Source organism: Pseudomonas sp. YH-1 (assembly GCF_051990045.1).
In the GTDB taxonomy this organism is placed as follows: domain Bacteria; phylum Pseudomonadota; class Gammaproteobacteria; order Pseudomonadales; family Pseudomonadaceae; genus Pseudomonas; species Pseudomonas nicosulfuronedens.
In genome coordinates this window covers 1986188-2010313 of record NZ_CP178184.1, presented here as the reverse complement: position 1 = coordinate 2010313, position 24126 = coordinate 1986188, and the positions used below count along the sequence as shown (strand labels likewise).

Genomic DNA, 24126 nt, shown 5'->3' with positions numbered 1-24126 from the left:
CTCGCTTGGATTGCGCTTTCCACAAATTCTGGTGCAGCATCGGACCAACGGCTATCCGCTGGCATAGCCCCTGCATTGCCATACCAGCCCACTCACCTCCCGCCGAGGCCCGCTTATGCGCATCGTGCAAGCCACGCTCGACCACCTCGATCTGCTCGCTCCGCTGTTCGTCAAATACCGCGAGTTCTACGGCATGCTCCCCTACCCCGAATCCTCGCGAAAATTCCTCGAGAAGCGCCTGCGCCGCAAGGAATCGGTGATCTACCTGGCGCTGCCGGATGACGACGACAGCAAGCTGCTGGGCTTCTGCCAGCTCTACCCGAGCTACTCCTCGCTGTCGCTCAAGCGCGTGTGGATCCTCAATGACATCTACGTCGCCGAAGAGGCGCGCCGCCAGTTGGTCGCCGACCACCTGCTGCAGACCGCCCGACAGATGGCGCGCGAGACCCAGGCCGTGCGCATGCGGGTGTCCACCAGCGTCAACAACGAAGTGGCGCAGAAGGTCTACGAGTCCATCGGCTTCCGCGAGGACAGCGAGTTCAAGAACTACATCCTGCCGATCAGCGACGACCTGAACTGACGCTCCGGTACAGGCTGTAGACCGGCCCGCTGGCATCGGCGGGCCTGGCGCATTAAAGTGCCATCATCGGAATCGCCGCGGCCTCCGCATGAAGGGATCCCATGCGTACTTCCCTGCTCGTTCTGCGCACCGCCTGTCTCTGCTTCGCCGTCCTGGGCGCCACCACCCAGGCCCAGACCCTGCGCGTCGCCACGCTGGAGTGGGCGCCCTATGTCGGCAGCGACCTGCCAGGCAACGGGCTGGCCAGCCGCATCCTCAACGAGGCCCTGGCGCTCAACGGTGACAAGGCCGAACTGGTCTTCCTGCCCTGGCAACGGGCCCTCAACGAAACCCGCGAAGGCCGCTTCGACGCACTGATGCCCGCCTACCTGTCGGCGGACCGCAGCCAGGATTTCTACACCTCGATGCCGCTGCTGGACTCCCAGCTCGGCTTCTTCCGCCGCCGTGACCGCGCCCTGCCGATCAACCCGCGCGACCTCGATACGCTGCGCCCCTACCGCATCGGTGTAGTGCGCGGCTACGTCAACCAGGAGGGCTTCGACTCCGCCGACTTCCTCAACAAGGACGTGGTCAGCAGCGACTGGCAGAACCTGGAAAAACTCCTGCGCGGGCGCATCGACCTGGCCGTGGTGGACCGTTACACCGGCTACCAGTTGCTCAGCCAGAATGCTCCGGCGCTGCGCGAGCAACTGGAGTTCGTCGACCCACCGCTGGAGGTCAAACCGCTCTACGTGCTGGTGCCGAAGAAGCGCGCCGAAGGCGAAGCCCTGGCCGCCAGCCTCGACCGCGGCCTGCGCACCCTGCGTCGCAGTGGGCGCCTGCAGCAGCTGATCGCCGAGGCGCGCCTCGACACGGCGATGAACAGCCGCGAGGTAGCTACCCATCCGCTGGCCGAACAGCTGCCAGCGACCAGCGATCAGCACGGGGCTGCCTTGACGCCCAGGACGCCGCCGGACCTGCTGAGCTGGCAGGCGAGCCTGCTCTGAGGCAACGCCCCGCGCTGCCCCGGGCATTTGTCACAAGGCGTTGCCGCGTTCACAGCGACAGGATTTTCACGCAGAAGCTGTAATATCCTCCCGCGGACTTCCGTCGCAGGATTCGACGGAGCGCGCCCCCGGCAGCCCGGCCGAGCCTTATAATGGGCGGCCCGGCCGTTCACCTTGTTGTCAGACAGGCTTCTCATGGAATTCAACCCGATCGACCTGATTCTCCACCTCGACACCTACCTGTCGTTGGCGGTGGCCAACTATGGCACCTGGATCTACGCCATCCTTTTCCTGGTGATCTTCTGCGAGACCGGCCTGGTGGTGACCCCCTTCCTGCCGGGCGACTCCCTCCTCTTCATTGCCGGCGCCATCTGCGCCGCAGGCGGCATGGACCCGTGGATGCTCGGCGGCCTGCTGCTGCTCGCGGCGATCAGCGGCGACAGCACCAACTACGTGATCGGCCGAACACTGGGCAAACGCCTGTTCAGCAATCCGAACTCGAAAGTCTTCCGCCGCGACTACCTGGACCAGACCCACGCCTTCTACGAACGCCACGGCGGCAAGACCGTGACCCTGGCGCGCTTCCTGCCCATCGTGCGGACCTTCGCCCCCTTCGTCGCCGGCATGGCCTACATGCCCTACGCGCGCTTCCTGTTCTTCAGCGTGGCCGGCAGCATCGCCTGGGTCGGCGGCCTGGTGACCCTGGGTTACTTCTTCGGCAACGTGCCCTTCATCAAGCAGAACCTGTCGGTGATGATCGTCGCCATCATCGCCTTCTCGCTGGTGCCCATGCTGATCGGCTTCATCCGCCACAAGCTGCGCCCCTCGGCCAAGGCCCAGCCCGGCGAGCACTGATCCGCCCATGTGGTCGTTCAATGAATGGCGCCGCCGGCGCTTTCTCGCCCGCTATCCGCTCGATGCAGAGCTGTGGACGCAGGTGCGCCGGCACCTGCCGATCCTCGACGGCCTGAGCGAAGAGGAACTGCGCCGGCTCGGCGAGCGCGCGCTGCTGTTCCTGCGCGACAAACGCCTGTCGCCGCTGCCGGGCATCGAACTGGACGACTACCGCCGCCTGCTGCTGGCGACCCAGGCCGAACTGCCGCTGCTGCACCTGCCGGACCTGAACTGGTACGGCGGCTTCCATGAGCTGGTGCTCTACCCGGATGACTTCGTCAGCCCACAGAAGCACCGCGACCCGGCTGGCGTCATGCACGAATTCGACGACGAGCGCGCCGGCGAGACATCGCTGCAGGGCCCGGTGATCCTCGCCTGGCCTGGCGTGGAAAGCGGCGGTGGCTGGGATGCCTACAACCTGGTGATCCACGAGCTGGCGCACAAGCTCGACATGCTCAATGGCGATGCCAACGGCATGCCGCCGCTGCACCGCGACATGCGTGTTGCCGACTGGGCCGTCGCCATGCAGGCCGCCTACGACGACCTCAACCGCCAGCTCGACCACAACCCGCAGTCGCACACCGCCATCGATCCGTACGCGGCGGAGAATCCGGCGGAGTTCTTCGCCGTCACCAGCGAGTACTTCTTCACCGCTCCGGACCTCCTTCAGGCGGCCTATCCCAAAGTCTATGAACAGCTTTCGCTGTTCTACCGGCAAGATCCGCTCTCGCGCCTGCACAAGCTTCAGGCCGAACACCCCGAATATCAGGAAACTCAGGCCCACTAGGCGATGTCTGTGGCTTGGACACGGCAATCTGCCTATAATCCGCCGCACTTTTTCGGCCCGACCACTATCTGGAGTCGTCCATGAGCTACAGCAGCATCCCGGCTGGCAAAGACCTGCCGAACGACATTTACGTCGCCATCGAGATCCCGGCCAACCACGCGCCGATCAAGTACGAAATCGACAAGGACACCGACTGCCTGTTCGTCGACCGTTTCATGGCCACCCCGATGTTCTACCCGGCCAACTACGGTTTCATCCCGAACACCCTGGCCGACGACGGTGACCCCCTGGACGTGCTGGTCGTGACCCCGTACCCGGTCGCTCCGGGCTCCGTGATCCGCGCCCGTCCGGTTGGCGTGCTGAACATGAGCGACGAAGCCGGCGGCGACGCCAAGCTGATCGCCGTGCCGCACGACAAGCTGAGCGTCCTGTACCAGGACGTGAAGGAATACACCGACCTGCCGGCCCTGCTGCTGGAGCAGATCAAGCACTTCTTCGAGAACTACAAGGATCTCGAGAAGGGCAAATGGGTGAAAGTCGAAGGCTGGGGCGACACCGCCCAGGCTCACGACTACATCAACAAGGCCGTCGCTGCCTTCCAGGCCAAGTGATGGTCGCGCGGATTATCCGCGCACCGTGAAGAAGCCCCGCCCGTGCGGGGCTTTTTTATGACCGGGATTAGGCTTTTCGTCCCGACTTTGTTACCATCTGCGCCCCGCGCGCAGCCCGCTGCGACGCCACAGAATCAAGGCGGTCCGCCCTACCAGAAGTAAGGTTGGACCACCCCCTGAAAGCCGGCCACAAGCCGGCTTTTTTAATGCCCGCAGAAATCCCTCCGCCCCCATTGGCCCGTCTGCTCGAAGCGCAGGCAAGGGCGTGGAAACTGACGTCTCATACCGCAGCATCCCGAGCAACGGCGTGGCCCCGCGCCCCGTCAGAGAGCTCGCACCTCCCCGAAACACCCTCCGGAAGTCGGCGGCGCTCGCTCAGTTCACCGCATCCACTCGCAAGCCCGCGTCGTCGACACTGGCCCGCAGCCGTGTGGCCGTCGGTTGTTCCAGTAGCCGCTCAGCCAGGACCGGCTCCAGGCCCCGGCGCAGGCGCCGAACCAGGTCGCGGGCACCGAAGCGCGGATCATGCCCGCTGCACAGAAAGGCCCTGGCGGCCTCATTCAACTCCAGGCTTCGCCCCCGTCTGCCCAGGCGCTGGTTGAGCTTGCCCAGTTCGATGTCCAGCAGCCCTGGCAGCCAGTCGCCGTCGATACGATCGAACGCCAGGATGCGGTCGATGCGGTTGAGGAACTCCGGCTCGAAGTGTCCGTGCAGGGCGTCTTCCAGCACCTTGGGGTGATCATGGGGCAGCAGGTTGAGCCAGCGGCGCCAGCCGCGCTCGAAACGCGCACGGTACTCCCAGACCTTGCGCGCACCGATATTGCTGGTCATGAAGATCAGGCTGTTGCGGAAGTCGATGCGCCTGCTGCCAGCGCTGAGCACCAGCTGGCCACTGTCGAGGACGTTGAGCAACGTGCGGATCACCGTGCGATCGGCCTTCTCCACTTCGTCGAACAGCACGATGCCCGGTCGCCCATAGCTTCCCGCGATAGCCTCGGCATCGAACAGCGTGGTGCCTTCCTTGCTTCCGACGTAACCGGGCGGCGCCCCGGCCAGCGCAGCGGCGTAGTGCTCCTGGGCCAGGGTGTTCATGTCGATCCGGCACAAGGCGTCCGCCCGGCCGTGGATGGCCTGGGCCAGCAGCCGCACCATCTCGGTCTTGCCGACGCCGGTAGGACCGATGAACAGGCTGACCCCCAACGGTCGCTCGGGGTCGCCGATATCGGCTTTCACCACCTTGAGCAGCGCCTCCACCTGATCGAGCGCCGCGTCCTGGCCGATGATGCGCGAACGCAGCAACGCCATCACCGCAGGCGGCTCGAAGAGAAAGCGCGAGGGCAGCAGCGCAGCCCCTTCGCGGGCGAGCTGCCCGCGGTTGTGCTCGAGCAGGTCGTTGACGAATGGCATGGACTTCTCCCTCGGGGCCGGGTTCAGCCCAGTTGCCGTTCCTTTCCCGGATGCGGCAACTCAGCCACTGGGCAATCGGCCACACCAATGGTCGAGCGGGTGAGCTGCTCGACGTTCTCCCGGGCTTTCTGCGCGTCCAGTACCCAGGTGCGGTAGAAGTCGAACGGACAGTCCGCCACCCCCTTGTCGCCGTCACCGGAGTTGTAGACCCCGGTGTAGCCGCGGTGCAGCAGCTTGAACAGGTGGTTCTGCGACTGGTCGTTGGCCCGTGCATCGCGGATCTGCGAGACCGCCAGCTGGGCGTACTGAATGCCCATCTCCTCTTCCCCGCATTCGCCGAGGGTGCGGCCGTCGAAACCGATGATCGCCGAGTGGCCGAAGTAGCTGTAAACGCCATCGAAGCCGGCAGCGTTGGCCACCGCCACGTAGCAGTTGTTGGCCCAGGCCATGGTCTTGGACATCAGCACCTGCTGCTCCTTGGCCGGGTACATATAGCCCTGGCAACGCACGATCAGCTCGGCGCCCTTCATCGCACAGTCGCGCCAGATTTCCGGGTAGTTGCCGTCGTCGCAGATGATCAGGCTGATCTTCAGGCCCTTGGGGCCTTCGCTGACGTAGGTGCGGTCGCCCGGGTACCAGCCCTCGATGGGGCACCAGGGAATGCACTTGCGGTACTTCTGCACGATCTCGCCCTGGTCGTTGATCAGTACCAGGGTGTTGTAGGGCGCCTTGTGCGGGTGCTCTTCATGGCGCTCGCCGGTGAGCGAGAAGATGCCCCAGGTCTTCGCCTCGCGGCAGGCCGCGGAGAAGATCGCGGTTTCCTCGCCGGGGATGGTCGCGGCGGTCGCCATCATCTCCTCGGGGTCGTACATGATCCCCATGGTGCTGTACTCGGGGAATACCACCAGGTCCATGCCCGGCAGGCCGAGCTTCATGCCCTTGATCATCTCGGCGATCCTGCGGGCGTTGTCCAGCACCTCGGCCTTGCTGTGCAGGCGCGGCATCTTGTAGTTGACGACGGCGACGCCGACCGTATCGGGGCTGCTGGAAATATCGCCATGGCGCATCGGGTGACTCCTTGGGAAACGGGCTGACAGGCAGCGCTGCGCGCGCCCATCGGCAGAGGGGGATTAGTGGCTGATCATCCAGGGCCGAGCCGCCGGGCTGGCCTTCAGTCCATGGGGGTTGGCCTTGGTGCGCTGCACCGGCTTGCTTGGCGCGCAGCAACTGCAACCAGCGCCGTGCTTGCGGTTGGCCTTGTACTCTTCGAGGGTCTGCGGGGCATGGCGCGACCGTTCGTTGGCTTCGTTGGCGCGGCGCTGACTGCCGGGCAGGGTCGCCAGACCCGGGGCGCTGAAGATCGCCCGTGCACTCTGCGTCTCGCAGTAGGGGCAGGCGCAGGGCTGGTCGCGCTCGGACATGGGGCGCAGCAGGGTGAAGTCACCGCAGTTCGGGCAGTCGTATTCATAGATCGGCATGGCGTGCTCCTGGCGACGAGGCGCGACCGTGGGCGGTCGCGCCCGGGGCGTCACTTGTCGTAGGCGATGGGCATGTCGATGCTGCCGTCCAGGTAGCGGGTCGGACCGGCGGCGCTGGGGTTGATGTCGAACTCGAAGATGTCCGTCGGCAGCCAGAGGGTGGCGCAGGCGTTGGGGATGTCGACCACCCCGCTGATGTGTCCCTGCACCGGCGCCGAGCCCAGCAGCGAGTAGCCCTGGGCGCCGCTGTAGCCGAACTTCTTCAGGTACTCGATGGCATTCAGGCAGGCCTGCTTGTACGCCAGGTTGACGTCCAGGTAGTGCTGCTTGCCGTCATCGTCCACCGAGATGCCTTCGAAGATCAGGAAGTTGTTGTAGGTGGGCACGATGGGGCTGGGCTTGAAGATCGGGTTCTTGATCCCGTACTTGGCCATGCCGCCCTTGATCAGCTCGACCTTCATGTGGACCCAGCCGGCCATCTCGATGGCGCCGCAGAAGGTGATCTCGCCGTCGCCCTGGCTGAAGTGCAGGTCGCCCACCGAGAGGCCGGCGCCGTCGACGTAGACCGGGAAGAAGATCTTCGATCCGCGGGACAGGTCCTTGATGTCGCAATTGCCGCCATGTTCGCGCGGCGGCACGGTACGTGCGCCAGTGGCGGCCGCCATGTCTCGCGAGGCGCCGGTCATCTTGCCCATGTGTGCGGTGCTGGCGAACGGCGGATTGGCCAGTGGCGGCACGCGGGTCGGGTTGGTATCGATCAGTTCCTGCTCGCGGCGGTTCCACTCGGCAAGCATCTTGTGGTCCGGCAGGCAGCCAATCAGGCCGGGGTGGATCAGGCCGGCGAAACGCACGCCGGGAATGTGCCGGCTCCGGGTGAACATGCCCTCGAAGTCCCAGATCGACTTCTGCGCGGACGGGAAGTAGTCGGTCAGGAAGCCGCCGCCGTTCTGCTTCGAGAAGAAGCCGTTGAAGCCCCACTGCGAGTCGGCCTTGGCGCCGATGTCGAGCAGCTCGACCACCAGCAGGTCGCCGGGCTCGGCGCCTTTCACCCCGACCGGGCCGGACAGGTAGTGCACGGTGGACAGGTCGACATCGCGTACGTCGCTGGCGTCGTCGTCGTTCCTGATCGCGCCGCCGGTCCAGTCGTAGGTCTCGAGGATGAAATCGTCCCCCGGCTTGACCCAGCAGGCCATGGGAATGTCCGGGTGCCAGCGGTTGTGGACTTGCTCGTTCTCGGTGGCGGCCTGGTTGAGGTCGACCTGGATCAGGGTGTCGGTCATCGCGCGGCTCCTTGCTGTGCCGGTTGCGGGAAGGTTCCGGGCCAGTCTCGGGGCTTGTATCGGCGCTGCAAATACGTCGGATAACGTATGCCGGAAGCCAGTGGTTGCGCGGTCTCCGGCCATTTCCGCCCGGCGTGCGGAAGCGGCCGCCACGCTGTTGCATGGCGGCCGCCAGGAAGCGCTGCTCAGACCGACAGGTAGCGGCTGATGGTGGCCTCGTCGACCTTGTCGCGGGTCTCCTCGACCACGAATCGACCCTTCTCGATCACCAGGAAGCGGTCGGCGATGTCGAGGGTGAAGGACAGCACCTGTTCGGAGACCACGATGGTCAGGTCGCGCATGTTGCGGATCTCCTTCAGGGTGCGGGCGATGTCCTTGATGATCGACGGCTGGATGCCTTCGGTCGGCTCGTCGAGCAGCAGCACCTTGGGGTTGGTCGCCAGCGCGCGGGCAATCGCCAGTTGCTGCTGCTGGCCGCCGGAGAGGTTGCCGCCCTTGCGGCCGCGCATTTCGTGGAGCACCGGGAAGAGTGCGAAGAGATCGTCCGGCACCTGTCCCTTGGCCGAGGCCGGGAGGCCCGTCTGGATGTTCTCCAGCACCGTCATGCTGGGGAAGATCATCCGCCCCTGGGGCACGTAGGCGATGCCGCTGGCGACCCGCTGGTGGGTCTCCTGGGCGGAAACGTCGCGGCCATCGACGCTGATCGAGCCGGCCCAGGTCGGCAGAATGCCCATCAGGCTCTTGAACAGGGTGGTCTTGCCCATGCCATTACGGCCCATCACCGCGACGATCTCGCGCTTGGCCACGTCCAGGCTGAGCTCGTGGAGGATGCGGCTCTGGCCGTAGCCGGAGACCAGGTTGCTGATCTGGAACATGCGGAACTCCTTGTGCCCGAAGCCGCTTGGCGCGGGTGGGAAGCCGTGTCACCGGCGGCGGCACGGCAGGCGATGGCGTCAGTGGCCGAGGTACACCTCGATCACCTTCGGGTTGCTTTGCACCGCTTCCATGCTGCCCTCGGCCAGCACCTTGCCCTGGTGCAGCACGGTGACACGGTGGGCGATGCTCTTGACGAACTCCATGTCGTGCTCGATGACCAGCACCGAACGACCCTGGCTGATGCGCTTGAGCAGTTCGGCAGTGGCCTGGCGCTCGGCCACGCTCATGCCCGCCACCGGTTCGTCGAGCATCAGCAGCTGCGGGTCCTGCATCAGCAGCATGCCGATTTCCAGCCACTGCTTCTGCCCGTGGGACAGCAGGTCGGCCTGGCGCTGCAGGTGCTCGCCCAGGCCGATCTCGGTCGCCACCTGTTCGACCCGCTCGATCACCTCTGCAGTGCGCTTGAAGAAGAGCGCGCCGAACACCTTGCGCCCCGCCGGGTAGGACATCTCCAGGTTCTCGAACACCGTCAGGTTCTCGTAGATCGAGGGATTCTGGAATTTGCGCCCGACGCCGGCCCGGACGATGTCGTACTCGCGCATCTTCGTCAGCTCGCGCCCCTCGAACTGGATGCTGCCAGCGGTCGCGCGGGTCTTGCCGCAGATCAGATCGAGCACGGTGGTCTTGCCGGCGCCGTTGGGGCCGATCACCACCCGCACCTCGTTGCGGTCGACGTACAGGTTGAGGTCGTTGACGGCCTTGAAACCGTCAAAGGAGACGGTCAGGCCCTCGATGGCCAGCACCGGCTTGGGACTTTCGAAACCCGTCGGGGTCATGGCGTGGTCTCCAGCTCAGGGGATTTGCGCTCGGCGGCGGCCGGCGCGACCGGCTGCACCGCAACGGTCATGGCTTTGGGCTTGCGCCGGGCGAAGCGCGCCAGCCACTGGCGCCCGTGGCTGTCCCAGAGCCCGGCGAGGCCGTTGGGGAAGTACATGACGACCACGATGAAGAGCCCGCCCATCAGGTACAGCCACAGCTCCGGGAAGGACTCGGAGAAGTAGGTCTTGCCGAAGTTCACCAGCAGTGCGCCGTAAACCGCGCCGAGCAGCGACAGGCGCCCGCCGACGGCAGCGAAGATGACCATCTCGATGGAGGGCACGATGCCCACGAAGGACGGCGACATGAAGCCCACCTGCAGGGCGAACATGGCGCCACCGATGGCCGAGAAGGCCGCGGCGACGCAGAAGACGAAAATCTTGAAGCTGGCCACGTCGTAGCCGGAGAAACGCACCCGCTCCTCCTTGTCGCGCATGGCCACCAGCAGCCGGCCGAGCTTGGACGCCAGCACGAAGCGGGCGAGCAGGATGCAGCCCAGCAGCAGCGCGGCGTTGACGAAGTACAGGATGACCTTGGCGCTGTCCGGGCGGATGTCCCAGCCCAGCACCGTCTTCAGGTCGGTGATGCCGTTGACCCCGCCGGTCAGGCCCTGTTGGCCGATGATGAGAATGGTCAGGATGGCAGCGATGGCCTGGGTGACGATGGAGAAGTACACGTCCCCCACCCGGCGCTTGAACATCGCCAGCCCGATCACGAACGCCAGCAGCGCCGGTACCGCGACCACCGCCACCAGGGTGAAGCCGAAGCTGTGGAACGGCTGCCAGAGCCAGGGCAGTTCGGTGATCTGGTTCCAGTCCATGAAGTCCGGGATACCGGGAGTGGACTGGATCCTGGTGCTCTCCGGGTCCGAGGCCTCCAGCTTGAGGAACATCGCCATGCAGTACCCGCCGAGGCCGAAGAAGATGCCCTGGCCGAGACTGAGGATGCCGCCGTAGCCCCAGCACAGCACCAGGCCGACGGCGACGAAGGCATAGGTCAGGTACTTGCCGACCATGTTCAGACGGAAGGTGTCCAGCGCCAGCGGGAACACCACCAGGATCAGCGCGGCCAGCAACAGCAGGCCGATGGCGCCCTGCCTGCCGCCGAGCAGGTTGTCGATTGCCTTGTTCATTGCGCGCTCCCTACTTGCGGACTTTTGCCGAGAACAGCCCCTGGGGCCGCATCATCAGGATGAGGATCACCGCCGACAGGGTCAGCACCTTGGCCATCGAACCGGAGAGGAAGAACTCCATGATCGATTGCGCCTGGGCGATGCCGAAGGCCGAGGCGATGGTGCCGAGCAGACTGGCCGCGCCGCCGAAGACCACCACCAGGAAGGTGTCGACGATGTACAGCGAGCCGGAGGTGGGGCCGATGGAGCCGATGGTGGTGAAGGCCGCGCCGGCCACGCCGGCCACGCCACAACCGAGGGCGAAGGTCATGCGGTCCACGCGCTTGGTGTTGATGCCCACCGCACGGGCCATCAGCCGGTTCTGCATGGTCGCGCGAACCTGCAGGCCCCAGCGCGAGCGATAGAGCATGAGGAACAGGGTGATGGTCAGCAGCACGGTCAGGGCCATGACGAACAGGCCGTTCTTGGGGATGTCGATACTGTCGGAGGGGCTCCAGGAGCCCATGACCCACTCCGGCATCTCGGCGCTGACCTCACGGGCGCCGAACACCGAACGAAACAGCTGCTGCAGGATCAGCGACAGCCCCCAGGTGGCCAGCAGGGTATCCAGCGGCCGCTGGTAGAGGCGGCTGATCATCGCCCACTCCACCACCCAGCCAATGGCGCCGGCGACGAAGAAGGCGAGAATGATCGCGAAGAAAAAGTAGTACGGCTGCAAGGCCGGGAAGTAGTGCAGGGTCAGCGAAGACATCACGTAGGTGGTATAGGCCCCCACGGCGAGGAACTCGCCATGGGCCATGTTGATCACCCCCATCTGCCCGAAGATGATCGCCAGCCCCAGTGCCATCAGCAGCAGCACGCAGAACACCGACAGGCCGTTGAAGCCCTGCATCACGGCGATCGCGCCGAACTCGGATAACCATTCCATGAGGGTCTCCCGCAAAGGTGATGGGGCCGCCACGCCAGCGGCGGGCGGCCCCGGTCAGGCAAGGCTTACTGGTAGCCCTTGGGGAAGGGGTTGGGTTCGATCAGGTCGGCAGACTCGTGGACCACCTTGAAGGTGCCATCCGGCTGGACCTGCCCGATGCGCGAGCGGCTCCACAGGTGATGGTTGTCGTGGACCTTCACGTAGCCTTCCGGGGCGGTCTTGAGCTCCAGGCCCGGCGAGGCCGCGACCACCTTGTCGACGTCGAAGCTGCCGGCCTTCTCCACCGCCATCTTCCACAGCCAGGGGCCGAGATAGGCGGCCTGGGTCACGTCGCCGATCACAGCGTCCTTGCCGTACTTGGCCTTGAACGCCTCGACGAACTTCTTGTTGTTGTCGTTATCCAGGGTCTGGAAGTACTTCATCGAGGAGTAGAAGCCGGCCATGTTCTCGCCGCCGATGCCGAGCATTTCATCCTCGGTCACCGAGAGGGTCATCAGGGTCTGCTTGGACGAGTTGATGCCGGCAGCCTTGAGCTGTTTGTAGAAGGCCACGTTCGAGCCACCGACCACCGCGGCGAAGACCACATCGGGCTTCTTCAGCTTGATCTTGTTGGTCAGCGAACCGAACTGGGTGCCACCCAGCGGGTAGTACTCCTCGCCCACCACCTCGCCATGCAGCACGTTCTCGATGTGCTTGCGCGCGATCTTCATCGAGGTGCGCGGCCAGATGTAGTCCGAGCCCACCAGGTAGAAGGTCTTGGCGCCCTTCTCCTTGGCCAGCCAGTCCAGCGCCGAGAGGATCTGCTGGGTGGCCTCCTGGCCGGTGTAGAAGACGTTCTTCGACTGCTCCAGGCCCTCGTAGAAAGTCGGGTAATAGAGCAGGCCGTTGTCCTTCTCGAAGATCGGCAACACCGCCTTGCGCGAGGCAGAGGTCCAGCAGCCGAACACCGCGGCGACCTTGTCCGCCTCCAGCAGCTTCTTGGCCTTCTCGGCGAAGGTCGGCCAATCGGAGGCGCCGTCTTCCTGGATGATCTTGATCTGCCGGCCGAGCACACCACCCTCGGCGTTGATCTGCTCGATGGCCAGGCGCTCGGCCTGGATCGCGCCGGTCTCGGAGATCGCCATGGTGCCGGTCGCCGAGTGCAGTTGGCCGACGGTCACTTCCTTGTCGGTCACCGCCAGGCCGGTGGTGTTGGCGGCATCCGCCATCACCCCCTGGCTGAACACGCTGGCCGCCAGCAGGGACAATGCCGCGGCACCCAGCGCCAGGCGCCGGGGAAGGCTGGGTTTCACAGCCGATGGTCTGTGCATCTTCTCGCTCCTCTAGGTGATGTACCGGTCGCCCCTTGTGGCCGGGGCTGCGGGGGTTCGCTGCGGAGAAAGGATGCGTCGCGGGCCGGGCGGCGGAACATACGCAGGATGACGTAACGGCATACGTCATCTGACGTACAGCTCGCTGCAACGGACTGGGGCATGCTCTGCCCATCACGCGCCCGCGCGGAGCAAGGTTGACGGGGTAGCGCGCTTCGAGGTGTCTGGCCCGGCCCCCGTGCGGGGGCACGGAACTTGCCTGATGCCCTTTTCCGCCACACCGCCAGGAGCGCCACCGTGCAGCACACCGGGACGCAACGCATCGCCAAGATCCGCCGCGACTACAACAGCTGGGTCGCCGACGAGACACTGGAGGACTACGCCCTGCGCTACACGCCCAGGTCGTTCCGCAAGTGGTCGGAGTTCCGTATCGCCAATACCGCGCTGGGCGCCGTCTCCTTCCTGGCGCTGGAGGCCATCGGCGGCGCCCTGGCGATCAGCTACGGCTTCACCAACACCCTCTGGGCGGTGCTGGCGGTGAGCCTGGTGATCTTCCTCACCGGCCTGCCGATCAGCTACTACGCAGCGCGCTATGGCGTGGACATGGACCTGCTGACCCGCGGCGCAGGCTTCGGCTACATCGGCTCGACCATCACTTCGCTGATCTACGCCAGCTTCACCTTCCTGTTCTTCGCCCTGGAGGCGGCGATCATGGCGCTGGCCCTGGAGCTGTACTTCCGCATCCCGCTGGCGCTGGCCTACGTGATCTGCTCGATCATCGTCATCCCGCTGGTCACTTACGGCATCACCCTGATCAACCGCCTGCAGATGTGGACCCAGCCGATCTGGCTGATCCTGCTGGTGCTGCCCTACGTCTTCGTCGTCGCCAAGAACCCCGGCGCGCTGGCTGACTGGACCACCTTCGCCGGCCGCGAGGGCGAGGCCGGGGCTTTCAACCTGCTGTCCTTCGGGGCCGCCTGCACCGTGGGCCTGGCCCTGGTGACCCAGGTCGGCGAGCAGGTCGACTACCTGCGTTTCCTGCCGGAAAAGACCGCTCGCAATAGCCGCCGCTGGTGGGCAGCGCTGCTGATGGCCGGCCCCGGATGGATCATCCCCGGCGCGCTGAAAATGCTCGCCGGCGCCTTCCTCGCATTCCTCGCCCTGCAGCACGAGATCCCCATGGAACGCGCCGCCGAACCGACCCAGATGTACCTGGTCGCTTTCGGCTACGTGTTCGCCTCCCCCGCCTGGGCCATGGGCGCCATGGTGCTGTTCGTCATCGTCAGCCAGGTGAAGATCAACCTGACCAACGCCTACGCCGGCTCCCTCGCCTGGTCGAACTTCTTTGCCCGCGTCACCCACAGCCACCCCGGACGCGTGGTGTGGCTGGTGTTCAACGTGATGATCGCGCTGATGCTGATGGAGCTGGGCGTATTCGAAGCCATCGAGGAAGTCCTCGGGCTCTATGCCAACATCGCCATCGCCTGGATAGGCGCCGTGGTCGCGGACCTGGTGATCAACAAACCCCTGGGCCTGTCGCCCAAACACATCGAGTTCAAGCGCGCCCACCTGTACGACATCAACCCGGTGGGCGTCGGCGCCATGCTGCTCGCCTCACTGCTCTCCGGCCTGGCCCACGCGGGGCTGTTCGGCGCACTGGCACAGGCCGCTTCACCGGTGGTGTCCCTGGGCTCCGCGCTGGTCTGCGCACCGCTGCTGGCGTGGCTCACCGGCGGCCGCTACTACATCGCCCGCACCAGTGTGCTCAAGCTGGAGCACCCGCAGCAGACTCACCTGGATTGCGTGCTCTGTGCCAATGCCTTCGAGCGCGAGGACATCGCCTTCTGCCCCGCCTACGGCGCGCCCATCTGCTCGTTGTGCTGTTCACTGGACGCCCGTTGTGGCGACCTGTGCAAACCCAAGGCGCGCCTCGCGGCGCAGTTCGACGCCCTGCTGCGCTGGCTGCTGCCCAACACCTCGGTGCCGCACTTGCACACCCGCCTGGCGCACTATCTGGGCGTCCTCATCGTCATGGTCGGACTGATGTTCTGCGCCCTGGCGCTGATCTACAGCCAGGTCTCCCAGGGCCTCCAGGGTGACGAGCGCCACCTGCTGTACCAGGGTTTCTTCAAGGCCTTCATGGTCCTCACCCTGTTCGCCGCGGCGCTGGCCTGGTGGGTGGTGCTGACCCGCGAAAGCCGTCACGTGGCACTGGAGGAGTCGACCCGGCAGACCGCCCTGCTGATGCAGGAAATCCAGGCCCACCGCAAGACCGACGAAGCCCTGCAGAAGGCCAAGGAAGCCTCGGAAGCTGCCAACGCCGCGAAGAGTCGCTACGTCACCGGGCTGTCCCACGAGTTGCGCACGCCGCTCAACAGCATTCTCGGCTACACCCAGATACTGCAGCGCGACCCGGCCAGCAGCAGTCGCCAACAGGAGGCCCTGGCGACCATCTACCGCAGCGGCTCGCACCTGCTGTCGCTGATCGACGGCCTGCTCGACGTGGCCAAGATCGAGGCCGGCAAGCTCAACCTGGAACCCACGGAAATCCCCTTCCCGGAGTTCCTCGAGCAGTTGCAGCAGATGTTCGCTCCCCAGGCCGGGGAGAAAGGCCTGAGCTTCCGCTTCGAGTCCCTGGGGCGTATCCCAGCGGTGGTGCGCGGCGACGAGAAGCGCATCCGCCAGATCCTCATCAACCTGCTCGGCAACGCGGTGCGCTACACCGACCGCGGCGGCGTCACCCTGCGGGTGACCTATGCCCGCGAGACCGCCGCCTTCGAAGTCATCGACAGCGGTATCGGTATCCCCGAGGAGCAGTTGGAGCGCCTGTTCCAGCCTTTCGAGCGCGGCGACCCGTTGCGCCAGGACAGCGGCCTGGGCCTGGGCCTGACCATCACCCGCATGCTGGTCGCGCTGATGGGCGGCGCCCTGGACGTCAGCAGCAGGCCGGGCCAGGGCACCAGCTTCGTGGTCCGCCTGTTCCTCTCTGAAGTCCGCGTACCGCAGGCGCTGGTCCACGTCGACCACAATATCGTCGGCTATCAGGGTCCACGGCGCCGGGTGCTGCTGGTGGACGACCACATCGAGCACCGCCGCGTGCTCGCCGGCATGCTCGAACCGCTGGGGTTCGACCTGGCCGAGGCCGGCAACGGCCAGGAAGCCATCCGCCAGGTGGCGCTGCTGCAGCCGGACCTGATCCTCATGGACCTGTCCATGCCGCTGCTCGACGGCCTGGAGGCCAGCACCCTGATTCGCCGCAACGGCCTTTCCACGGCCCCCATCATCGTCATCTCCGCCAACGCCTTCGCCGACGACCGAGAACGCAGCGTTGCCGCCGCCTGTGACGACTACCTGGCCAAGCCGGTGCACGTTCCCCGACTGCTGGAGAAGATCAGGCAACAGCTGGACCTGGAATGGCTGGAGCGCCATGACGAGCCTCCCGCCCCGCCGCCAGCCCGGCTGCAGGCACCGAGCGCGGCCAGCCTCGCCGAACTCCACGAGCTGGGCGCACTGGGCTACGTGAAAGGCATCCTCGAGCGCCTGGACCGCATCGAGGTCGAGGAGCCGGCGAGCGCTGCCTACGTGGATACGCTGCGCAAGCTGGTCAAGCGCTTCCAGCTCAATGAGTTCAACCGTCGCCTCAAGGACACCCTGCAGCCAGCCGACCTGCCCCTGGAAGGAGAAAAACCATGAACGCCGCCCTGCAACCCACCTCGACCGGCGTCGTGCTGATCGTCGACGACACCCCGGACAACCTGGCCCTGCTCTCCGACGCCCTGGACGCCGCCGGCTACATGGTGCTGGTCGCCATGGACGGCGCCAGCGCCCTGGAGCGCATGCAACGCCGCCGTCCGGACGTGGTCCTGCTGGATGCGGTGATGCCTGGCCTGGACGGTTTCGAGACCTGCCGGCGGATCAAGGCCCAGGCCGAGATCGCCGACATCCCGGTCCTGTTCATGACCGCCCTGACCGACAGCGAACACGTCGTCGAAGCCTTCTCCGCCGGCGGCATCGACTACGTCACCAAGCCCCTGAAGACCGACGAAGTGCTCGCCCGCGTGGCCGCGCACCTGAGGACCGCCCGTGAGCTCCAGGCCGCCAGGAGAACCCCCGCCAGCCGCCCGCAACTCACCGGCGAGCAGAACCTCAAGGCCCTCAGCAACCGCTACCAGCTGACCAGTCGGGAAGTCGAAGTCCTCCACTGGGTAACCTGCGGCAAGACCAACCGGGATATCGGCGACATCCTCGGCATGTCACCCAGAACGGTGAACAAGCACCTGGAACACGTCTACGTGAAACTGGGCGTGGAGACCCGCTCCGCTGCCGCCGTGCTGGCTATCGGCGCCTGCCGGTGAGAGGGGCCGGCTCATCCGGGGCATCAGCACGTGCTCAAGCGGCCGCTGCCCGCCCCCTTTCAGGCTCCCGTGTCAGGGCATGGCTGACCGACGGCTCCATCCCCGCCAAGCATCCCGCCAGACCGCTCGCCGGCCAATGCGCCGCTGTCACGGGCCAGGCATAAGATCGGACTATTCCTCCGCCGGACCGTCGCCATGAAATGCTCGTCGCTCCTCCTGCTCGCCTTGGTGCTTACAACGCCTGCGCTTGCCCACGCGCAAGCGGCGGACTGGAAGCTCGCCAAGGACGAGGACGGCGTGCGCGTCTACCTCAGCGAAGTCCCCGGCTCACGCTACAAGAGCTTCCGGGGTGTCACCCTGGTGAAGGCGGATGTCGCCACCCTCGGCCACCTGCAGGAGAATCTGCGCGTCTCCTGCGCCTGGCTCTATGCCTGCGCGCAGATGCGCCTGCTCAAGTACAGCGACGAAGCCATCTGGGTCTACCTCGATACCAAACTCCCCTGGCCCGCCGCCCCGCGCGACCTGGTGCTGAAGGTGAGCACCGAGGAAACTCCCGACGGCGGCATGATCCGCCACCTGCAGGCCGCTCCGGACTACGTCCCACCGGTCAAGGATCGCATCCGCGTACCCAGCGTCTCCGGCACCTGGCAGATGGTCCCCAAGGGCCCGAGGCTCACCGAAGTCACCTACGAGATGCGCGGCGAGCCGGGTGGCAGCGTACCGTCCTGGCTGGCGAACCAGTTCGTGGTGGACGCTCCCTTCGAGTCGCTGCGCATGCTGAAAGTGGTGGCGGAGCACCAGGGCGTCCGCGACGGCGGCTACTAGGGCAACCGGCCGGAAGGCGCCGACTGCGGCGCTTGCCCGGACACCCGTCAGATGACCGAAGATTTGCCCGCAAAGCCCGTCTCTGCTAGTGTCGCGAGGTTTCCGAATACCCCCGCCGAGATGTCCGCATGGCCCGCAAGAAAGCTTCCCTCGACTTCGAACAGTCCCTCGCCGAGCTGCAAACGCTGGTGGAGCGTCTGGAAAGCGGCGAGCTGTCGCTGGAGGACTCGCTGGGTGCCTTCGAGCAGGGCATCCGCCTGACCCGTGACTGCCAGGCGGCGCTGACCCAGGCGGAGCAGAAGGTGCAGATCCTGCTGGAACGCGACGGCGAGCTGAGCGAAGCGCCCTTCGACCCGGAAGGCGAAGACGCATGATCTCGGCCTACCAGGCGCGCTGCCAGGCGCGTGTCGATGCTGCGCTGGAAAAACTCTTCGTCGCCCCCCGTGAAGAACTCACCCGTATCTACGCCGCCATGCGCTACAGCGTGGTCAACGGTGGCAAGCGCGTGCGCCCGCTGCTGGCCTACGCGGCCTGCGAAGCCCTCGGTGGTGAAGTGGAGCGTGCCGATGGCGCAGCCTGCGCGGTGGAGCTGATCCACGCCTATTCCCTGGTGCACGACGACCTGCCCGCCATGGACGACGACGATCTGCGTCGCGGCCAGCCGACCACCCACATCGCCTACGACGAAGCCTGCGCGATTCTCGCCGGTGACGGCCTGCAGGCGCTGGCATTCGAGGTGATCGGTAACGCACAACTCAATCCGCAGGATGCCCAGACCCGTCTGGACATGCTGATGATCCTCACCCGTGCCGCCGGTTCTGCCGGGATGGTCGGCGGGCAGGCGATCGATCTGGAATCCGTGGGCCGCAAGATCGACCAGGCCGCGCTGGAAACCATGCACCGACACAAGACCGGCGCGCTGATCGAAGCCAGCGTTCAGCTGGGTGCCCTGGCCAGCGGTCGCGCCAACGCCGATGCGCTGGAAGCGCTGCGCCGTTATGCCGAGGCCGTGGGCCTGGCGTTCCAGGTGCAGGACGACATCCTCGACGTGGAAAGCGACACCGCCACCCTGGGCAAGACCCAGGGCAAGGACCAGGCCCACGACAAGCCGACCTACCCCGCCCTGCTCGGCCTCGACGCCGCCAAGGCCTATGCCCTGGCGCTGCGCGACCAGGCACTGGCTGCGCTGGAAGGTTTCGGCGACAACGCCGAGCCGCTGCGCGCCCTCGCCCGCTACATCGTCGAACGCCGCAACTGATCCCCCGGCACGCGCATTGCGTGTGCAAATCCCGTGAATCACCCATTGCGATGAGCGCTGGCCGGTGCTTCACTGCACAACAGGGATTTCGTATACCATATCCGACACTAGCCACCTGACCGGACTGCATCGTGCCGCTACGCAACGCCCCCAACCTGGGTATCGTCCCCTCCGCCTCGGAGACCATCGCCAAGCACCTGCGCGAGGCGATCATTTCCGGCCAGATGGCGGAACACGAGCCGATCCGCCAGGACGACATCGCGCAGATCTTCAACGTCAGCAAGATCCCGGTGCGCGAGGCGCTCAAGCGCCTGGAGGCCGAGGGCCTGGTGGAGTTCCAGCGCAACAAGGGCGCGCTGGTGACGAAGATTTCCGAGCCTGAGCTGGCGCAGATGTTCGAGGTGCGCGTGGTCCTGGAAGTCCAGGCGCTGCGCCTGGCGATCCCGAACATGAGCGACGCGACCTTCGCCCGCGCCGAGAGCATCTGTGCCGAGTTCGTCGGCGAGGACGACATCGGCCGCTGGGCTGAGCTGAACTGGGAACTGCACGCCTGCCTCTACGAACCGGCGCAGCGGCCGTACCTGGTCGGGCTGATCCGCTCGATCCACGACAAGGTAGAACGCTACCTGCGCCTGCAGATGAGCATGTCCGACGGCAAGGAACGCGCCGACCACGAGCACCACGACATCCTCGACGCCTGCCGCGCCGGCGATGCCGACCGTGCCGCGCGCCTGCTGGAGGAACACATCAACGGCGTCTGCCGCACGCTCTACGAGCACCTGCCGAACCGGCCCACGCCGAGCTGAGCAAAACCATCCGCTGTGCCGATTTCATCATCGGCCCGGCGGAAAACCCTCAAGCTCCAATCCCCGCCCCGCGCCACCCTAGGGTCAACAACAAGACACCCCAGGGGGCAGCATGAAACGCATCCAGGTTCTCGATTCCCACACCGGCGGCGAACCCACGCGCCTGGTGCTCGATGGCTTTCCCGATCTGGGCAGGGGCAGCATGGCCGATCGCCGCGCGCTGCTGGCCGAGCAGCACGACAGCTGGCGCGCCGCGACCGTGCTGGAGCCACGCGGCAGCGACGTGCTGGTCGGCGCGCTGCTCTGCGAGCCGGTGGACCCGAGCGCCTGTGCCGGCGTGATCTTCTTCAACAACACCGGCTACCTGGGCATGTGCGGCCACGGCACCATCGGCCTGGTGGTCTCGCTGGCGCACCTGGGCCGCATCGGCCCGGGAACGCACAAGATCGAGACGCCGGTGGGCACCGTCGAAGCAACCCTGCACGACGACCGCTCGGTGAGCGTGCGCAACGTCCCCTCCTATCGCTACCGCAAACAGGTGCCTGTCGACGTGCCCGGCCATGGCCGGGTGCACGGCGACATCGCCTGGGGCGGCAACTGGTTCTTCCTGATTTCCGATCACGGCCTGCGCGTCGCTGGTGACAACCTGGACGAGCTGACCGCCTATACCGTCGCCGTGCAGAAGGCGCTGGAGGACCAGGGCATCCGTGGCGAGGACGGCGGACTGATCGACCACATCGAACTGTTCGCCGACGATCCCGACGCAGACAGCCGCAACTACGTGCTCTGCCCCGGCAAGGCCTACGACCGTTCGCCCTGCGGCACCGGCACCAGCGCCAAGCTGGCGTGCCTGGCCGCCGACGGCAAGCTCGCCGCCGGCGACAGCTGGCGCCAGGCCAGCGTGATCGGCAGCCAGTTCGAGGGCCGCTTCGAGTGGATCGGCGAGCCGGCCGAAGGGCGCATCATCCCGACCATTCGTGGCCGTGCCAACATCAGCGCCGAAGCCACCCTGCTGCTGGAAGAGGACGATCCCTTCGCCTGGGGCATCCGCCCGTGAGCGATGCCGACATCATCGTCATCGGCGCCGGCATCGTCGGCGCCGCCTGCGCCAATGCCCTCGCCCGACGAGGGCTGGACGTGCTGGTGCTGGATGCGCGCCTGCCCGGCGCCACTGCCGTCGGCATGGGCCACCTGCTGGTGCTCGACGACAACGCCGCCGAACTGGCGCTGAGCGACTACTCGTTGAAGCGTTGGCGCGAGTGGGGGCGCGACATGCCCGCCGAGTGTGCTTACCGCAGCAACGGCACGATGTGGCTGGCGGCCAACGACGAAGAAATGGCCGAGGCCGAGCGCAAGTTCGCGGTGCTGCGTGCCCACGGTGTGGCCGCCAGGCTGCTGAACAGCGCCGAGCTGCATCGCGAAGAACCCGAGCTGCGCAGCGACCTGCACGGCGGGCTGGAGATCACCGGTGATGGCATTCTCTACGCGCCGCGCGCCGCCGCCTGGCTGCTGGAATCGGCACCGAAACCGATCCGCCAGCGTCAGGCGAAAGTGGTGGAAATCGATGAACCCCGCGTGCGCCTCGACGACGGCCAGTGGCTGAGCGCCAAGGCTATCGTCCTGGCCAACGGCATCCAGGCCACGCAGCTCTGCGCCGACCTGCCCATCGAACCGAAGAAGGGTCACCTGCTGATCACCGACCGTTACCCCGGCAAGGTGCGCCGCACCCTGGTCGAGCTCGGCTACGTGACCAGCGCGCACAACGCCAGCGGCCCCTCGGTGGCCTGCAACATCCAGCCACGCCCGACCGGGCAGCTGTTCATTGGCGCCTCGCGGCAGTTCGGCACCACCGACCCGCAGGTGGAAGGCTGGATGCTGGCGAAGATGCTGCGCCGCGCCGTGGACTACATGCCCGGCCTGGCCAACCTCAACGTCATCCGCAGCTGGGCGGGCTTCCGCGCGGCCAGTCCGGACGGCATGCCGCTGGTGGGGGAACACCCGCAGCGCCCCGGCCTGTGGCTCGCAGTCGGCCACGAAGGCCTGGGGGTGACCACGGCGCCCGGCACCGCCGACCTGCTCGCCGCGCAGCTGTGCGACGAGCCACTGCCGCTGCCGGCCGAACCCTATTCCCCACGCCGCTTCCTCGGAGCCACCGCCCATGCCTGAGCTGATCCTCGATGGCCTTCCGCTGCGCGTCGCCGCTGGCACCACGGTCGCCGCCGCGCTCGCCCTGGGTGGCGACGGCACCTCGCGCACCTCGGTCAGCGGCCAGCGCCGCGCACCGCTGTGCGGCATGGGTGTCTGCCAGGAATGCCGGGTGACCATCGACGGCCAGCGCCGCCTGGCCTGCCAGACCCTGTGCCGCGACGGCATGCAGGTGGAGACGCGTCCATGAGCGAAACGGCCGATATCGTCATCATCGGCGCCGGGCCGGCGGGCCTGTCCGCCGCTCTCGCCGCCGCCTCCAGCGGCGCGAGCATCGTCATCCTCGACGACAACCCGCTGCCTGGCGGGCAGATCTGGCGCGATGGCCCCAATGCCCACCTGCCCCGCGCTGCCATCAAGCTGCGCGAACGTGTCGAAGCCTGCGCCAACGTCCAGATTCACAACGGCACGCGCGTGGTGGCCTTGGCCGGCGAGCGCGGTCTGTTGCTGGAAGACTTCGAACGCGGCTGGCGGCTGGACTACCGCAAACTGATTCTCTGCACCGGTGCCCGCGAGCTGTTGCTGCCTTTTCCCGGCTGGACGCTGCCCGGCGTCACCGGTGCAGGCGGGCTGCAGGCGCTGGTCAAAGGCGGCATGCCGGTGGATGGGCAGCGCGTGGTGATCGCCGGCAGCGGCCCACTCCTGCTCGCGAGCGCCGCCACTGCCCGAGCCAACGGCGCAACGATCCTGCGCATTGCCGAGCAGGCATCCTGGCCGGCGCTCGCGCGTTTCGCCCTGAAGTTGCCACGCTGGCCGAACAAGCTGCTGCAGTCGTTCGGCCTGTACGACCCGGCCTACCGTGCCGACAGCCATGTAGTTGCCGCGCTGGGGACCGATCACCTGGAAGGCGTACGAATCAACCAGGGTGGCAAACTGAAGGAAATCGCCTGCGACCGGCTGGCTTGCGGCTTCGGTCTGATTCCCAACGTGCAGCTCGGCCAGGCACTGGGTTGCACGCTGGACGACGGTGCGATCCGCGTCGACGCCTGGCAGGCAAGCAGCCGCGACGGTATCTACGCCGCGGGCGAATGCACCGGTTTCGGCGGCTCGGAGAAAGCGCTGGTGGAGGGTCGCATCGCCGGCCACGCCGCCGTGGGGGAACACGACCGCGCCCGCGAACTCTGGTCGCAGCGCCAGCGCTGGCAGGGCTTCGCCGTCGCACTGAAGCGCGACTTCGCCCTCGACCCGCGCCTGAACCAGCTGGCGCAACCGGACACCCTGGTCTGCCGCTGCGAAGACGTGCCCTACTCGGCGCTGGCCGGCAAACCGGACTGGACTGCCGCCAAGCTCGCCAGCCGCTGCGGCATGGGTGCCTGCCAGGGCCGCGTTTGTGGCGCGGCGGCCAAGCAATTGTTCGGCTGGCAACCGCCAACGCCGCGACCGCCCTACAGTCCGGCGCGGGTGGAAACCCTGCTGCAGCTCGCCGAAGACTGAAGACACAGGCCACGGATGGCGGATAACGCTTGAGGCGTTATCCGCCCTGCGTCTGCCTCACACATCGCCCCGTAGGGCGCATAAAGCGGCACGCTTTA

Annotated in this window: 24 protein-coding genes; 15 read left to right on the top strand and 9 right to left on the bottom strand. The window is 66.4% G+C overall.

Annotated elements, in window-relative coordinates:
• Positions 1 to 115: 115 nt before the first annotated feature.
• The 5 genes from ACKI1H_RS09530 to ppa all read left to right on the top strand — a co-directional run bounded on the left by ACKI1H_RS09530 (position 116) and on the right by ppa (position 3858).
• The gene (locus ACKI1H_RS09530; RefSeq protein ID WP_081517245.1) at positions 116 to 580 is read left to right on the top strand and encodes a GNAT family N-acetyltransferase; all 465 of its coding nucleotides are present in this window, start codon (positions 116 to 118) and stop codon (positions 578 to 580) included.
• A 101-nt stretch (positions 581 to 681) separates the two neighbouring features.
• Entirely contained in the window at positions 682 to 1566 is an 885-nt protein-coding gene (locus ACKI1H_RS09525; protein ID WP_138520217.1) for a substrate-binding periplasmic protein, read from the top strand.
• Between the two features lie 195 nt (positions 1567 to 1761).
• Complete coding sequence (locus tag ACKI1H_RS09520) at positions 1762 to 2421, top strand: DedA family protein (protein ID WP_138520216.1); 660 nt, start codon at positions 1762 to 1764, stop codon at positions 2419 to 2421.
• 7 nt (positions 2422 to 2428) lie between these two features.
• Complete coding sequence (locus tag ACKI1H_RS09515; protein ID WP_138520215.1) at positions 2429 to 3247, top strand: zinc-dependent peptidase; 819 nt, start codon at positions 2429 to 2431, stop codon at positions 3245 to 3247.
• 80 nt (positions 3248 to 3327) lie between these two features.
• Positions 3328 to 3858 carry an inorganic diphosphatase gene (ppa, locus tag ACKI1H_RS09510; RefSeq protein ID WP_138520214.1) on the top strand — a complete coding sequence of 177 codons (531 nt, stop codon included), beginning with the start codon at positions 3328 to 3330 and terminating at the stop codon, positions 3856 to 3858.
• Between the two features lie 375 nt (positions 3859 to 4233).
• On the opposite strand, the gene ACKI1H_RS09505 is transcribed toward ppa, so the two are convergent.
• The 9 genes from ACKI1H_RS09505 to urtA form a co-directional block, all read right to left on the bottom strand.
• Positions 4234 to 5265: an AAA family ATPase gene (locus ACKI1H_RS09505; RefSeq protein WP_440468240.1), complete on the bottom strand. Its 1032-nt coding sequence runs from the start codon at positions 5263 to 5265 to the stop codon at positions 4234 to 4236.
• 23 nt (positions 5266 to 5288) lie between these two features.
• Entirely contained in the window at positions 5289 to 6332 is a 1044-nt protein-coding gene (locus ACKI1H_RS09500; protein ID WP_440468239.1) for an aliphatic amidase, read from the bottom strand.
• A gap of 63 nt (positions 6333 to 6395) precedes the next feature.
• Entirely contained in the window at positions 6396 to 6743 is a 348-nt protein-coding gene (locus tag ACKI1H_RS09495) for an FmdB family zinc ribbon protein (protein ID WP_236172530.1), read from the bottom strand.
• 50 nt (positions 6744 to 6793) lie between these two features.
• A complete protein-coding gene (gene fmdA, locus ACKI1H_RS09490) occupies positions 6794 to 8023 on the bottom strand; it encodes a formamidase (protein WP_138520210.1) in 1230 nt (409 codons plus the stop codon).
• Between the two features lie 185 nt (positions 8024 to 8208).
• On the bottom strand, positions 8209 to 8898 hold the full coding sequence (gene urtE, locus ACKI1H_RS09485; RefSeq protein ID WP_088421330.1) for an urea ABC transporter ATP-binding subunit UrtE: 690 nt from the start codon (positions 8896 to 8898) through the stop codon (positions 8209 to 8211).
• Positions 8899 to 8976: 78 nt separating this feature from the next.
• Entirely contained in the window at positions 8977 to 9735 is a 759-nt protein-coding gene (gene urtD / locus ACKI1H_RS09480; RefSeq protein WP_088421331.1) for an urea ABC transporter ATP-binding protein UrtD, read from the bottom strand.
• Positions 9732 to 10907: an urea ABC transporter permease subunit UrtC gene (gene urtC / locus ACKI1H_RS09475; RefSeq protein ID WP_138520209.1), complete on the bottom strand. Its 1176-nt coding sequence runs from the start codon at positions 10905 to 10907 to the stop codon at positions 9732 to 9734. The genes urtD and urtC overlap by 4 nt, the downstream gene beginning before the upstream one ends.
• Before the next feature lie 10 nt (positions 10908 to 10917).
• Positions 10918 to 11835, bottom strand: a complete 918-nt coding sequence (gene urtB, locus ACKI1H_RS09470) for an urea ABC transporter permease subunit UrtB (RefSeq protein WP_172419288.1) — start codon at positions 11833 to 11835, stop codon at positions 10918 to 10920.
• Positions 11836 to 11900: 65 nt separating this feature from the next.
• Positions 11901 to 13145, bottom strand: coding sequence for an urea ABC transporter substrate-binding protein (gene urtA / locus ACKI1H_RS09465; protein ID WP_088421333.1), 1245 nt, complete (start codon positions 13143 to 13145; stop codon positions 11901 to 11903).
• A 297-nt stretch (positions 13146 to 13442) separates the two neighbouring features.
• On the opposite strand from urtA, the gene ACKI1H_RS09460 reads away from it, so the two are divergent.
• From ACKI1H_RS09460 to ACKI1H_RS09415, 10 genes are all read left to right on the top strand, one after another.
• Positions 13443 to 16838 carry a hybrid sensor histidine kinase/response regulator gene (locus ACKI1H_RS09460; protein WP_440468843.1) on the top strand — a complete coding sequence of 1132 codons (3396 nt, stop codon included), beginning with the start codon at positions 13443 to 13445 and terminating at the stop codon, positions 16836 to 16838.
• A complete protein-coding gene (locus ACKI1H_RS09455) occupies positions 16835 to 17500 on the top strand; it encodes a response regulator (RefSeq protein WP_440468238.1) in 666 nt (221 codons plus the stop codon). The genes ACKI1H_RS09460 and ACKI1H_RS09455 overlap by 4 nt, the downstream gene beginning before the upstream one ends.
• Before the next feature lie 195 nt (positions 17501 to 17695).
• The gene (locus ACKI1H_RS09450; protein WP_138520206.1) at positions 17696 to 18325 is read left to right on the top strand and encodes an START domain-containing protein; all 630 of its coding nucleotides are present in this window, start codon (positions 17696 to 17698) and stop codon (positions 18323 to 18325) included.
• Between the two features lie 128 nt (positions 18326 to 18453).
• Positions 18454 to 18699, top strand: a complete 246-nt coding sequence (locus tag ACKI1H_RS09445) for an exodeoxyribonuclease VII small subunit (protein ID WP_024764669.1) — start codon at positions 18454 to 18456, stop codon at positions 18697 to 18699.
• The gene (ispA, locus tag ACKI1H_RS09440; protein WP_440468237.1) at positions 18696 to 19583 is read left to right on the top strand and encodes a (2E,6E)-farnesyl diphosphate synthase; all 888 of its coding nucleotides are present in this window, start codon (positions 18696 to 18698) and stop codon (positions 19581 to 19583) included. Before ACKI1H_RS09445 ends, ispA begins: the two co-directional genes overlap by 4 nt.
• Before the next feature lie 131 nt (positions 19584 to 19714).
• Positions 19715 to 20389, top strand: coding sequence for a GntR family transcriptional regulator (locus ACKI1H_RS09435; RefSeq protein ID WP_138520204.1), 675 nt, complete (start codon positions 19715 to 19717; stop codon positions 20387 to 20389).
• 112 nt (positions 20390 to 20501) lie between these two features.
• Positions 20502 to 21446, top strand: a complete 945-nt coding sequence (locus tag ACKI1H_RS09430) for a 4-hydroxyproline epimerase (protein WP_440468236.1) — start codon at positions 20502 to 20504, stop codon at positions 21444 to 21446.
• Positions 21443 to 22555, top strand: a complete 1113-nt coding sequence (locus ACKI1H_RS09425) for an NAD(P)/FAD-dependent oxidoreductase (protein ID WP_440468235.1) — start codon at positions 21443 to 21445, stop codon at positions 22553 to 22555. The genes ACKI1H_RS09430 and ACKI1H_RS09425 overlap by 4 nt, the downstream gene beginning before the upstream one ends.
• A complete protein-coding gene (locus ACKI1H_RS09420; protein ID WP_236172525.1) occupies positions 22548 to 22784 on the top strand; it encodes a 2Fe-2S iron-sulfur cluster-binding protein in 237 nt (78 codons plus the stop codon). The genes ACKI1H_RS09425 and ACKI1H_RS09420 overlap by 8 nt, the downstream gene beginning before the upstream one ends.
• On the top strand, positions 22781 to 24028 hold the full coding sequence (locus ACKI1H_RS09415) for an FAD-dependent oxidoreductase (RefSeq protein WP_440468234.1): 1248 nt from the start codon (positions 22781 to 22783) through the stop codon (positions 24026 to 24028). The genes ACKI1H_RS09420 and ACKI1H_RS09415 overlap by 4 nt, the downstream gene beginning before the upstream one ends.
• Positions 24029 to 24126: the final 98 nt, after the last annotated feature.